The sequence below is a fragment of the Buchnera aphidicola (Meitanaphis flavogallis) genome, assembly GCA_039830035.1.
In the GTDB taxonomy this organism is placed as follows: domain Bacteria; phylum Pseudomonadota; class Gammaproteobacteria; order Enterobacterales; family Enterobacteriaceae; genus Buchnera_B; species Buchnera_B aphidicola_AZ.
In genome coordinates, this window is the sequence record CP140038.1 from 17537 (window position 1) to 31571 (window position 14035).

Annotated in this window: 9 protein-coding genes, 1 tRNA gene and 1 pseudogene; 6 read left to right on the plus strand and 5 right to left on the minus strand. The window is 25.5% G+C overall.

What is annotated here, in order from left to right; genetic code table 11:
- Window positions 1-18: 18 nt before the first annotated feature.
- Window positions 19-91 (minus strand) — tRNA-Phe (locus tag U0T59_00085).
- A 299-nt stretch (window positions 92-390) separates the two neighbouring features.
- Between U0T59_00085 and U0T59_00090 the strand changes: the two genes are divergently transcribed.
- Complete coding sequence (locus tag U0T59_00090; GenBank protein XBC43344.1) at window positions 391-684, plus strand: co-chaperone GroES; 294 nt, start codon at window positions 391-393, stop codon at window positions 682-684.
- Between the two features lie 56 nt (window positions 685-740).
- Window positions 741-2387 (plus strand): chaperonin GroEL, encoded by a 1647-nt coding sequence (gene groL, locus U0T59_00095; GenBank protein XBC43345.1) that lies wholly within the window; start codon window positions 741-743, stop codon window positions 2385-2387.
- Between the two features lie 634 nt (window positions 2388-3021).
- On the opposite strand, the gene dnaC is transcribed toward groL, so the two are convergent.
- Both dnaC and rsmD read right to left on the minus strand, forming a co-directional pair.
- Window positions 3022-3768 (minus strand): DNA replication protein DnaC, encoded by a 747-nt coding sequence (dnaC, locus tag U0T59_00100; GenBank protein ID XBC43346.1) that lies wholly within the window; start codon window positions 3766-3768, stop codon window positions 3022-3024.
- Window positions 3769-3924: 156 nt separating this feature from the next.
- Window positions 3925-4514, minus strand: a pseudogene (gene rsmD, locus U0T59_00105) (16S rRNA (guanine(966)-N(2))-methyltransferase RsmD).
- Between the two features lie 119 nt (window positions 4515-4633).
- On the opposite strand from rsmD, the gene ftsY reads away from it, so the two are divergent.
- Complete coding sequence (ftsY, locus tag U0T59_00110) at window positions 4634-5812, plus strand: signal recognition particle-docking protein FtsY (GenBank protein XBC43347.1); 1179 nt, start codon at window positions 4634-4636, stop codon at window positions 5810-5812.
- A 158-nt stretch (window positions 5813-5970) separates the two neighbouring features.
- A complete protein-coding gene (gene rpoH, locus U0T59_00115) occupies window positions 5971-6828 on the plus strand; it encodes an RNA polymerase sigma factor RpoH (protein XBC43348.1) in 858 nt (285 codons plus the stop codon).
- Window positions 6829-6902: 74 nt separating this feature from the next.
- Here rpoH and glmS read toward each other — a convergent pair whose 3' ends face one another.
- Window positions 6903-8735 (minus strand): glutamine--fructose-6-phosphate transaminase (isomerizing), encoded by a 1833-nt coding sequence (gene glmS, locus U0T59_00120; protein ID XBC43349.1) that lies wholly within the window; start codon window positions 8733-8735, stop codon window positions 6903-6905.
- Between the two features lie 59 nt (window positions 8736-8794).
- A complete protein-coding gene (glmU, locus tag U0T59_00125; protein ID XBC43350.1) occupies window positions 8795-10147 on the minus strand; it encodes a bifunctional UDP-N-acetylglucosamine diphosphorylase/glucosamine-1-phosphate N-acetyltransferase GlmU in 1353 nt (450 codons plus the stop codon).
- A gap of 191 nt (window positions 10148-10338) precedes the next feature.
- Here glmU and U0T59_00130 point away from each other — a divergent pair, with 191 nt between their 5' ends.
- Window positions 10339-11145, plus strand: a complete 807-nt coding sequence (locus tag U0T59_00130; protein ID XBC43351.1) for a Cof-type HAD-IIB family hydrolase — start codon at window positions 10339-10341, stop codon at window positions 11143-11145.
- Between the two features lie 276 nt (window positions 11146-11421).
- Complete coding sequence (metE, locus tag U0T59_00135; protein XBC43352.1) at window positions 11422-13692, plus strand: 5-methyltetrahydropteroyltriglutamate--homocysteine S-methyltransferase; 2271 nt, start codon at window positions 11422-11424, stop codon at window positions 13690-13692.
- Window positions 13693-14035 lie beyond the last annotated feature (343 nt).

Below are 14035 nucleotides of genomic sequence, written 5' to 3' on the forward strand. Positions count from 1 at the left end.
TATAACTAACGTAAATTTTGCCTGGAGGCGGAATTGAACCACCGACACGAGGATTTTCAGTCCTCTGCTCTACCAACTGAGCTATCCAGGCAAACACTTTATTTAAACATCAATGATTTAGTAATGTCAATAACTTTTTATATAAACCGAATATTTCTATGAAATATATGTGGATTTATGATAACATAAGCATAGTTCTTATTTTCTTTATAATAGAAAATAAGAAAATCAATATTTTTATCAATAAGTTTTTTCTAAATATGTTTAAAAAATAATAATTTTTTTATATTAATACTTGAAAGTTTAGATTAAGATCCATATATCTTATAGCAGGAAGTGTTAAAGTTTAAATAGTTTTAAATTTTAATTTCTAAAAGGAGAATATATTAAATGAAAATTCGTCCATTGCATGATCGTGTTATTGTTAAACGCCAAGAGACAGAATCTAAATCAGCAGGTGGAATTGTACTCACAGGATCTGCTGCAGCAAAATCTACTCGAGGTGAAGTAATTGCTGTTGGTAACGGTCGTATTTTAGATAATGGTAATATAAAACCATTAGATGTACAAATCGGTGATACAGTTATCTTTAATGAAGGTTATGGTGCAAAAATAGAAAAAATTGATAATGAAGAATTATTAATTTTAACTGAAAGTGACATATTAGCAATTGTTGAAAATTAATTTTTTTAATGTTTGCTAAACAAAAAATTAAACTTTAAGTTTAAGGAAACAATTCAATGGCTGCTAAAGACGTAAAGTTTGGAAACGAAGCGCGTGTAAAAATGCTTCGAGGTGTTAATGTATTAGCTGATGCAGTAAAAGTAACTTTAGGTCCGAAAGGTAGAAATGTTGTTTTAGATAAATCTTTTGGTGCACCTAGTATTACTAAAGATGGTGTATCTGTAGCTCGAGAAATAGAGTTAGAAGATAAATTTGAGAATATGGGTGCTCAAATGGTAAAAGAAGTAGCTTCTAAAGCTAATGATGCAGCTGGAGATGGTACTACTACAGCGACATTATTAGCGCAAGCAATCGTAAATGAAGGCTTGAAAGCTGTAGCTGCTGGTATGAATCCAATGGATTTAAAAAGAGGAATTGATAAAGCAGTAATTGCAGCAGTAGAAGAGTTGAAATGTCTATCTGTTCCATGTTCTGATTCTAAAGCTATTACTCAAGTCGGAACTATTTCTGCTAATGCTGACGAAAAAGTAGGTATGTTAATTGCTGATGCAATGGAAAAGGTTGGTAAAGATGGAGTAATTACTGTCGAAGAAGGTACTGGATTACAGGATGAATTAGAAGTAGTAAAAGGTATGCAATTTGACAGAGGTTATTTATCTCCGTATTTTATTAATAAAGCAGAAACAGGAATTGTAGAGTTAGATAATCCTTATATTTTAATGGCAGATAAAAAAATTTCTAATGTTCGTGAATTACTCCCAATATTAGAAGCAGTAGCAAAATCTGGAAAACCGTTATTAATTATTTCTGAAGATTTAGAAGGTGAAGCATTAGCTACTTTAGTCGTTAACTCTATAAGAGGAATTGTAAAAGTAGCAGCAGTAAAAGCTCCTGGTTTTGGTGATCGTCGTAAAGCAATGTTACAAGATATTTCTATATTGACAGCTGGATCTGTGATATCTGAAGAATTGGCTATGGAATTAGAAAAAGCTACTTTAGAAGATTTAGGACAAGCAAAACGTGTAGTAATAAGTAAAGATACTACTACAATCATAGGCGGAATAGGCGAAAAATTTAATATTCAAAATAGAATTAGTCAAATTCGTCAACAAATTCAGGAAGCTACTTCTGATTATGATAAAGAAAAATTAAATGAACGTTTAGCAAAATTATCTGGTGGAGTAGCAGTATTAAAAGTAGGTGCTGCTACTGAAGTAGAAATGAAAGAGAAAAAGGCGCGTGTAGAAGATGCTTTACATGCTACTCGTGCTGCTGTAGAAGAAGGTGTAGTTCCAGGCGGTGGCGTAGCTTTAGTTAGAGTAGCTGCTAAAATTTCCAATCTTTTAGGTCAAAATGAAGATCAAAATGTAGGAATAAGAGTAGCTCTTCGTGCTATGGAAGCTCCATTACGTCAAATTGTATCTAATTCTGGTGAGGAACCTTCTGTTGTAACTAACAATGTTAAAGATGGAAAAGGTAACTATGGATATAATGCTGCTACGGATGAATATGGAGATATGATACATTTTGGAATTTTAGATCCTACTAAAGTTACTCGTTCAGCATTACAATATGCTTCATCTGTAGCTGGATTAATGATAACTACAGAATGCATGGTTACAGATTTACCAAAAGAAGATAAATCTGATTTAAGTAGTACTCCTTCTGCTCCTGGAATGGGTGGAATGGGTGGAATGATGTAGTAGTTCTTTAAAAATTTTTAAAAGTATATTAAACTTTAATGTTTCTCTCCTTTATGCGTAATAATTTAGGAGAGAAATGTTGTTTTTAGTTTTTTAATTGAATAATGGCTTCTTGGATATTATGTATTAAGTAATATTGAAATGTATATATATTTAACATTATATTATTTTTTCAAGTTAGTATGTATGTTTTAATAATCTTGAATGAAAACATAAATTTAATAAATTAGTGGTTAAATTTTATATTTTAAAAATTTTTTATAATGTTATTATATTATATGAATATTTTATAATATTGCGTTGCAATCATTATATATCCATTTAATAATTTTTTAAAACAAATATATATTTATTAAGTATGTTTTTTCTTTCAATTTAAAATATTTTATTTTAGAAAATAAAATTTTACTAATTAATTTGCAATTATGAAAATATACAAATATTTTTATTTTTAATATAGTAGTTATGATTTTTATTAATTGTAAATATTAAAATTAATTTTATACATATTGATGTGTAATAAGCATATAAATGTAGTATTTTATTTTTTAGATAAGTTGTAAAAAATTAAAGATATAATATATAATATAGTTAAAATTTTTTAATGTTATTTTTTGTGTCATAATTTTATTATTTAAATGTCTTCGTGTTCATTCCCTTTTATACGTCTTCTGTAACTTTCCCATTCGAAAGTTAACCATAGTCCATTTCCTAATCGCATTCGGTCAATAACGCGTTCACCTAAAAGTGATTTTAATCCTCTGTAGTCTAAGTTGGATAGCATTCCTGTCGAACGTTTAGATGATGATCTTCTATTTACAATTTGATTAATAATTACTTTTTCGTATCTTGATTCTATTTGTACTCCTATTTCATCTATCATTAATAAATCTACATTGCTCAAATTATTTAATAAGACTTCTTCAGTTATATCACAATTACCATTAAAAGTTTCTTTCATATTTGACATTAAATCTGCAACTGTTATAATTAATACACTTTTTCCGCTTGAAATTAAATAGTTGCCTATTGCAGAAGCAAGATGATTTTTACCTGTTCCTGGTTTTCCAGAAAAAATAAAACTTGCTATACTTTTATTAAATTCTTGAGCATATCTTTTGGCTGCTTTCACTACTTTTTTGTGACCTTCATGTTCTACGCGATAATTTTCAAAAGAGCAATTTATATATAATTCTCGAATCCCAGACTTTCCTAAAATACGTTGTATTTTTTTTTCTTTATTTTTTTTTAAAATAGCATCAGATGATAATCTTCCTTGTTCTTGATTCCATGATAAAAGATCTTCATCATTTTGAAATTTAGGTTTAATATGTTTAGGTATTAAACATTGAAGACGTTTTAAAAATTTTTTATTATTCATTTTTGTTTTGAAAGTATTTTTAATATTAAAAAGTATCAGATATGTCTTTAATATTATTAAAATTTGTTATTTTATTGATATAATATATTTTTTATTATTGTAAATAAATTTATTATTTTGTATAAATTATTTTTAGTGAGTTTAATATTAAAAAATTTATATATATTTTTGACATATATAAAGTTGATAACTAACTCTTAGTGTTTTTTTTTCTTTGTATAGTATCCAATTATGAGGTATGAATAAAGTTTCAGACGTTTTTTCTTTTTCTATATATATTAATGAATATTGTTTAGTGTATTTATATTTTTCCAATTGAATAATGGCATCTTGTAGTAATTGAGTTTTAAATGGAGGATCTAAAAATATAACATCATAAGGTTTTCTTTTTTTTTTAACCAATGAATTGCATTAGAATGTATAATTTCAATATTGGACTTATTTAATTTTATAAATACTTTTTTTAATTTTTGTGTTATATTTTTATGTTTTTCTATAAAAGTTACAAATGAAGCATAACGAGAAATTGCTTCTATTCCTAATGCTCCACTTCCGGCAAAACAATCTAAACAATCAGCATTAATAATTCTTTTATTAATCCAATTAAATAGTGTTTCTCGCATGCGGTCAGTTGTAGGACGTATTTTATAGGATTTTTTTATTGAAATTTTACGTCCTCGAAATTCTCCACTGATAATTCGAATATTATTTTTTTTAATTTTTGCATTTTGGTATTTTTTGTTCATTATATGTATAATTAATTGTGTAATAAAAGTAAGGTTTAAACATTACGTATATTAATATGTATTATTATATTATGCTGAGCGTAATCAATTTTATATATGAAATAGTAAGGAATAGTATAATGTTAAAAAGTAATAAAAGTAAGCTTAAAAAATTTTTTTCTTGGTTAAATCCTAAAAAACAATCTAGTGAAAAAGAAAATAAAATCGATGCTATTGCTTCAAAAAATAAAGAAGTATTAAAAAAAAGTTTATTGAATTGTAATACTTTACATAAAGATGAATGTATAATATCAAATCAAACGCAAAATAGTCTGATATATGATAAAAACATTAAAAATCATGATAAAAAAATTATAATATCCCCTGCAAATTATGAAAAAAAGGGAATATTTTCAATATTAGTAAAGAAATTATCTAAAACTAAAAAAAATCTTGGGTTAAAAATTTATAATTTATTTTCAAAAAAAGAAATAGATAATTCTATTTTTAATAATATCTCTGAACAACTTTTGATGTCTGATATTGGTTTAGAAACTACAAATATATTAGTGAATGCTTTAGAGAAAGAAGTATATTTCAAAAATATCAAAAATAGTGAAATTGTTTTATCTTTATTAAAGAAAAATATGATAGATATTTTAAAGAAAGTTGAAAAACCATTGGATATAATACCAAAAAAACCATTTTCAATATTAATAGTAGGTGTAAATGGTGTAGGTAAAACTTCTATTATTGGTAAACTGACTCATATTTTTAAAAATGAAGGAAAATCAGTAATGTTAGCTGCAGGTGATACGTTTAGAGCTGCTGCTATTGATCAGTTAAAAATATTAGGAAAAAACAATTTAGTTCCGGTAATATCACAACAATCTGGAGCAGATCCTGCTGCAGTAATTTTTGATGCGTTTCAAGCTGCAAAATCTAAAAATGTTGATATTTTAATAGCTGATACTGCAGGTCGATTACACAATAAAATAAATTTAATGGAAGAACTAAAAAAAATTAAAAGAGTATTAAAAAAATTAGATTGTTCTGCTCCTGATGAAATCATATTAGTATTAGATTCGTGTATAGGTCAAAATTCCATAAAACAAGCTAGTATTTTTAATGAAGAATTAGGCATAACTGGTTTAGTAATTACAAAACTAGATGGTACATCCAAAGGTGGAGCAATATTTTCTATAGCTAATCAATTATCTATTCCTATTAGATACATTAGTTTTGGAGAAAAAATAGAAGATATACATTATTTTAACAGTAAGATTTTTGTAAATGCTATTTTTTCTAATGATATTTAAATTACTTTTTAATAATCAAAAAAAAGATATTGGTGTATTTTTTAAAAATGATGTTTATAAGATATGCGTTTAATTTTTTAATTTTATTTGATTATATTAGTAATATTACAATAATATAGTATATAATGAGTCATATTTTTTTTTATTTTGGATTACAAATGACTAAGAACATGAAAATGTTAGCAACAATTTCATTAGGTAATTTAGAAGCATATATTAAAGCAGCTAATTCCTGGCCAATGTTATCTGAAAAAGAAGAGAAATCTCTTTCACGAAGATTGTATTATCAAAGTGATTTAGAAGCAGCAAAAATATTAATTTTGTCTCATTTGAGATTTGTAATTCATATTTCTAGAAATTATTCGGGATATGGATTGTTGCAATCAGATTTAATTCAAGAGGGAAATATTGGGTTAATGAAAGCTGTTCGTCGTTTTAATCCAGAGGTAGGTGTTCGATTAGTATCATTTGCTGTTCATTGGATTAAATCTGAAATTCACGAGTATGTATTGAAAAATTGGAGAATTGTAAAAGTAGCTACCACTAAATCACAAAGAAAGTTGTTTTTTAATCTTCGTAAAATAAAAAGAAGGTTGGGATGGTTTAGTGACAGTGAGTTAGAATTAGTTGCTCGTGAATTAGGGGTAAAAAGTGAAGATGTAAGAGAAATGGAATCTCGTATGTCAGCACAAGATATAGCTTTGCATCCTATTGTAAATGAAAATTTAGGATGTGGGAAATTAGTGAATGTTACACCTTACTTAAAAGATAATTTATCTAATTTTGCCCATAAAGTAGAGAAAAATAATTGGGAACAACATACTTCTAATAAGTTAAGCAACGCTTTATCAAGATTGGATGCAAGAAGTAGACATATTATTAATGCACGATGGTTAGATGATAATAATAAAGTCACTTTACAAACCATTGCGAATAGTTACGGAATATCTGCAGAAAGAGTGCGTCAATTAGAAAAAAATGCGATGAAAAAATTACGCATCGCTATAGAAACATGATGATACTTATGTATCATTAATTGGATATTTTTAAATTTTTTAAACATTATTTCTATTATATATTTTAGTTGATATTATTCTACTGTTACTGATTTTGCTAAATTTCTAGGTTGGTCTATATTTCTATTTTTTATTAAAGCAGTATAATATGCTAAAAGTTGTAATGAAACTGAATAAACGATTGGAGAAATTAAGTTTTCTACATAAGGAAATCGTATAATATTACTGTTTCTATTGAATTGGGTATATTGATCTGACAGGATATAAATTAATCCTTTTCTAGAATAAATTTCTTCTACATTTAGTTTTATTTTTTCTAATAAATGATTGTTTGGAGCAATTACAATGATCGGAATTTTTGAATCTACTAAAGCTAAAGGTCCATGTTTTAATTCTCCAATTGGATATCCTTCTGCATGAATATATGAAATTTCTTTCATTTTTAATGCCCCTTCCATTGCAATAGGATATTGTTCTCCTTTTCCTAAAAATAACATGTTTTCTTTATTAAATATTTTTGTGGCTAAAGAATAAATAATATTTTTACACTTTAAAATATCTTTAATTCTTTTGGGTAGAAAATTTAATATATTTACTATTTTCTTTTCTAATTTCAAGTTTTTATTTTTTAAATGAATAAATTTTGCTACTAACATTAATAATACAGTTAATTGTGTTGTAAATGCTTTAGTAGATGCAACACCTACTTCTATTCCTGCATAAGTAAGTAAGGAAAAATCTGATTCATGTACTAACGATGAACTTTTTGAATTAGAAATTACTAATGATCCTAAATATTTAAATTTTTTTGAAATTCTTAAAGCAGTTAAATTATCAGCTGTTTCTCCAGATTGCGATAGTATTAGAAATAAACTATTTTTTCTAACAACAAATTTTCTATAGCAAAATTCTGAAGCAATTTCAACATCACATGATATCATGGCTAATGATTCAAACCAATATTTTGATACTAATCCAGCGTGATAAGATGTTCCACATGCTATAATTTGGATGTGTTCCGTTTTAAATAACAATTCATCAGCTTTTATATCTAATTCGGAAAAGTAAACTGTTTTATTTTTTTTTAATCGGTTTAAAAGAGTATTATATATTGAATTGGGTTGTTCATATATTTCTTTTTCTGTGTAATGTCGAAATAATCCTTTATTGATATCAACATTATCATTTTGAGAGTATATTTCTTTTCTTTTTTGAGATACTCCGTTTTTATTAATAATAGTAATATCATCATGTGTTAATAGTGCGATGTCACCTTCATTTAAGTATATAAAACGTTTTGTAACGTCTAATAATGCTAGTTGATCAGAAGTAATATAATTTTCTTTTTTTCCTATTCCTATTAATAATGGACTGCCTGATCTTACTGCTAGTAATATTTCAGGATTTTTAGTATCCATTATTACCATACTGTAATTTCCTTTTAGTTTTGTAGTGACGTTTTGAACAACTTTTAGAAGATTTTTTTCTTTTTCTTGATTTTGCATAAAATTAACTAGGTGAGCAATGACTTCTGTATCAGTATCAGAAGAAAAATGATATCCATTTTTTTGTAAGTTTTGTTTAATGTCCTTATAATTTTCAATAAATCCGTTATGGACTATAGAAATATTATCAGATATATGAGGATGCGCATTTTTTATTAATGCTTCTCCATGTGTAGCCCATCTGGTATGTGCCATACCTATATTTCCAGATAAATGGATTTTTTTAATTATGTTAATTAAATTATGTACTTTTCCTTGAGCTCGGAAACGTAAAATTTTTTTTTGATTATTAATAATAGCTAATCCTGAAGAATCATATCCTCTATATTCTAATCGAACAATACCTTTTTTTAGTATTTGTATTACATTTTTTTGTGCAATGACAGCAATAATTCCACACATGTTATGTCCTATAATGGAAAATTCATATTTTATTTATTTAAAAATAGTTTTTGTTTTTATTAAAACTTTATTTTTTTTTGTATCTCTTCTTTTTTGTTATATACTAAACTAGGTTGTTTAACATCTTTTATAACTGTAGTGCCAGCTGCAATAATGGTATTTTTTGTAATAGTAATAGGTGCAATTATTTGACAGTTGGATCCAATAAAAACATTGTTTCCTATAATAGTGTTTAATTTTTCTTTTCCATTATAATTACAAAAAATAGTTCCTGCTCCTATATTAACTTTTTTCCCAATTTTGGAGTTTCCTACATAGCTTAAGTGTTTTATTTTGGATTTGTAACCTATTTTTGATTCTTTAATTTCAACAAAATTTCCTATTTGAATTTTGTCATTAAGCACTGTTCCATTTTTCAAATGAGAAAAAGGACCAATAATACAATTGTTAGCAACGATTACTTCTTCAATTATTGTATATGCTTTAATGCAACAATGATTTCCAATAATACTATTTTTTATAATACAACCTGGTCCAATTTTTACTGAATTACCTAATATAACATTTCCTTTTAAAATAACTCCATTATCAATTTCTAAGTTTTTTCCGTATTTCAATGTACCTCGAATATTAAAATTTGATGGATTGCAAATTGTAACACCAGACAATAATAAATTATTAATTTTTTTTTGTTGGTACCATTTTTCTGCTATTGATAGTTGGAGTTTATTGTTTATGCCTATGATTTCATGTTTATTTTGAGGATTTATATTGTTTATAGTGCTTTTTTGTTGATATGCTAAGTAAATTATATCAGTTATGTAATATTCTTTTTTTGTATTTTTGTTATTTATTTGTTTTATCCAAATTTTTAAGTGGTTTCCAGTAGTAATAAAAATGCCAGAATTAATTTCACGAATTTTTAATTGTTTTTGAGTGGCATCTATGTGTTCTATTATTTTAATTATTTTTCCTTTTTTTCTAATAATTCTTCCATAATTTTCTGGATTTTTTAATTTAGCAGTTAATAGACTAATAGATGATTTTTCTTTAGAACGTATTAATTTTATTATAGACTTTTTGGATATTAACGGCATATCTCCATATAAAATGAGATAGTTTTCATTATCTTTTAATATATGCATCATCTGATATATAGCATTTCCAGTGCCTAATGTTTGTTTTTGTTTTATCCAGGTTAAGCAAGAATCAGTAATGATAGATTTAAAACGTTTATATTGATGATTATATATTAAATAAATTTTTTTTGGAGTAATGGATTTTGCTAAGTCTATTACATGTTGTAAAATAGGTTTTTCTCCTAATTGATGAAGTAATTTTGGATAGTCAGAATGCATTCTTGTTCCTTTTCCAGCAGCAAGAATAATTACAATTAAATTTTTATTTGACATGTAAATTAATTCCTAACATTATTTTGTTTTTATATAAATTATTATGAGTTTTTTTATTAAATATATAATAGTAGTTTTTACATAAGTATCAAATATCTTTAATATTATTTTATATTGATTTGTGTGTATAATTAGTTATTTTGATTATTAGGTACTAGTTATACTAGTAATTAGTATACATTAAGGACACTATGTATTATCATATTATTTCATCTGATTTAGATGGAACTTTATTATCACCAAAATATCATATAACTGAATATACGAAAAATATTATTAAAACACTAGTGAAAAAAGGAATTCATTTTGTAATAGCAACAGGTAGACATTATATTGAAGCAAAAAAAATTAAAAATGCTTTAGACGTGTTATCTTTTCTTATTACTTCTAATGGAGCTAGAATTTATGATCCTTATAATCAATTAATATATAGCTGTGATCTTGATAAAAATATTGTATTAAAGTTGATTGCAATGTTGTCATCAGAAAAAGATATATTAATTCAATTGTATTCTCATGATTCTTGGTATGTTAATCGTAACGTACGTAATAGAGTAGAGTTATATTTATCATTTGGTTTTAACTATAAATTGTTTGATATTAAGTATTTACAATGTCAAAGTATTAGCAAAATTTTTTTTATTAGTACGAATATCCATAAATTGTTATCTTTAAAAAAATATATTGTACGTCAATTTGAAAATATGGTGAATGTTTGTTTTTCTTGTTCTAATTGTTTAGAAGTAATGTCTTACATGGTTTCTAAAGGAAATGCTTTAGAATTAGTATCTGATTTTTTAGGATCTTCGTTAAAAAATTGTTTATCTTTTGGTGATGGAATGAACGATAAAGAAATGTTACAAATGTCTGGAAAAGGCTGCATTATGAAAAATGGAACTGCAGTTTTAAAAAGTTCTCTTCCTAATATCGAAATCATTGGTAGCAATTCAGAAGATGGAGTAGCACGTTATTTAAATAGATTTTTTTTACATTATTAATGTTAATTATAATATTTATATATTTACATTTTATATTTACAAGAAATGATTTTTTTTATGTGATTTTTTAAACATTTTTATTTTTTATACATTAGTTTTTATGTATTTGATTATGTTTGAAGTGTAAATATTTTAGTTTTATCAATTATTTAAAAAATTTTAAATACACAAAGATATTTTTAATCAAAATGTAATTATTATTTAATTTTTTATTTAAATTTAAAATAATGATTTTCAAGATTACATTTTGTATCGTTGATACATGAGGTTTGCAATATGAAGGTTATGAATCATATTTTAGGTTTTCCTAGAATTGGTGTTAAGCGTGAATTAAAAGTTGCGCAAGAAAATTATTGGTCTGGGAAAATTTCTGAAGATGAATTATTTTCTGTTGGAAAAATGTTACGGAAACGTCATTGGGAGCAACAACAACAAAAAGGTGTAGATTTTATTTCTGTAGGTGATTTTGCTTGGTATGATCATGTTTTAGGAATGACTATGTTATTGGGAAATGTTCCTAAAAGACATGCAAATAAAGATAACAAAATAACTTTAGATACTTTATTTCGTATAGCTCGTGGATGTTCTGTTAATAAAGGATCTATCCCTGCATCGGATATGACAAAATGGTTTGATACTAATTATCATTATATTGTTCCTGAGTTTACTATTCATTCTCATTTTAATTTTTCTTGGATGCAATTGTTAGAAGAAGTAGATGAAGCATTATTATTGCATAATAATGTTAAACCTATTATTTTAGGTCCGCTAACATATTTATGGTTAGGAAAAGTTAGAGGAACTTATTTTGATCGATTAAATTTATTGCGAAAAATTATTCCAATATATCAATGTTTGCTATTGCAACTTAAAAATAAAAATATTGAATGGGTTCAAATTGATGAGCCTATTTTAACGTTAGAATTACCTGAAAAATGGAAAAAATCTTTTTTTTCTGTTTATGAAAGTTTATTAGGATATAGTAAGTTATTGTTAACAACTTATTTTGGAAGTATTAACCATAATTTAGATGTAATATGTAAGTTACCTATACAAGGATTACATGTAGATTTAGTTTCTGGAAAATGTAATTTGTCTTTATTAAATTCTCAAATTCCTGAAGATTGGTTAATATCATTAGGTGTAATAAATGGAAGAAACATTTGGCGTTCAGATTTAATTCAGTGGTTTAAACAATTAAAATCATTTTTAATGTTTAGAAAAAAAGTATGGATTGCTTCTTCTTGTTCATTGTTACACTCTCCTATAGATCTTGAATATGAAAAATCTTTGAATGTAGAAGTTAAAAGTTGGTTTTCTTTTGCTTTACAGAAATGTCAAGAACTGTCTTGGTTAAGAGATGCGTTAAACAATAATATTACAGATATAATAGATATTTGGTGTCAACCAATCTATTCTCGTTGTAATTCCAATTTAGTTAATGATGCATTAGTACAAAATAGAGTTAATACTATTTCTTCAAGTGATAGTAAAAGACAGAATATATACTCAATTAGATCAATACAACAAAAGAAAAAATTAAATTTACCTATTCTTCCAATTACTACTATAGGTTCTTTTCCACAAACGGAAGAGATAAGAAAACTACGATTTAATTTTAAACAAGGAAATATTAGTTGTGAACAATATCAAAATACACTTTATAAACATATAGCATCAGTGATTAGTTTACAAGAAGAGTTAGATATTGATGTATTAGTTCATGGTGAATTTGAACGTAATGATATGGTAGAATATTTCGGTGAAAATTTAAATGGTTTTGCATTTACTGAAAATGGTTGGGTGCAAAGTTATGGATCAAGATGTGTTAAACCACCTATTATTATTGGTGATATTAGTCGTCCAAAATCTATTACTAAAAAATGGATTACATATGCTCAATCTTTGACTAATAAGCCAGTAAAAGGTATGTTAACTGGTCCTATAACTATTTTGTGTTGGTCTTTTTTAAGAGAAGATTTATCTAAAGAAAATATAGCAAAACAAATAGCATTATCTTTACGTGATGAAGTCTTAGAATTAGAAAGTTCAGGAATAAGTATTATTCAAATTGATGAACCTGCGTTAAGAGAAGGGTTACCATTACGTCGTAGCTTATGGGATCAATATTTGTCTTGGTCTATTGAGGCATTTCGATTAACTTATTCTGGTGTTCGAGATGATACGCAAATTCACACTCATATGTGTTATTGTGAATTTAATGATATTATGAATGCGATTGTTTTGTTAGATGTAGATGTTGTTACTATTGAAACATCACGATCTGATATGGAATTATTAGAGTTTTTTAAAAATTTTGAATATCCAAATGAAATTGGTCCGGGTATATATGATGTTCATTCACCTAGTATACCAAATATAAAATGGATGACTACATTATTAAAAAAAGCTATAAATTATATTCCAATACAAAGATTATGGGTTAATCCTGATTGTGGGTTAAAAACAAGAGATTGGAAAACTACGAAGTTGTCATTAAAAAATATGGTTAAAGCAGCACAAATTATTAGAAAAGATTATAATTAGTAATATAATTAAAAAAACGATAGTATTTTAATTAATGCGTCGTTTTTTTAATTATATTACTAATTATAATCTTTTTTAATAATTTGTGCTGCTTTAACCATATTTTTATAAAAATAAAGTAATACATCTTATAATTATTTTATAGTAATCATTAGTTAAATACTATATTTTCATAATTAATATTACGATGCGTTATTTTGGAATTTAGTAATTTAGGACATATGTTTCTAAATATTATGCGTAATTCGTTATTAAAATATTCAATGTTCTATTTATAAATTATAATATCTCAATATGTACATTGTAATAAAATAAAGTATTGTTAAAAAACTTTTTATTTTTT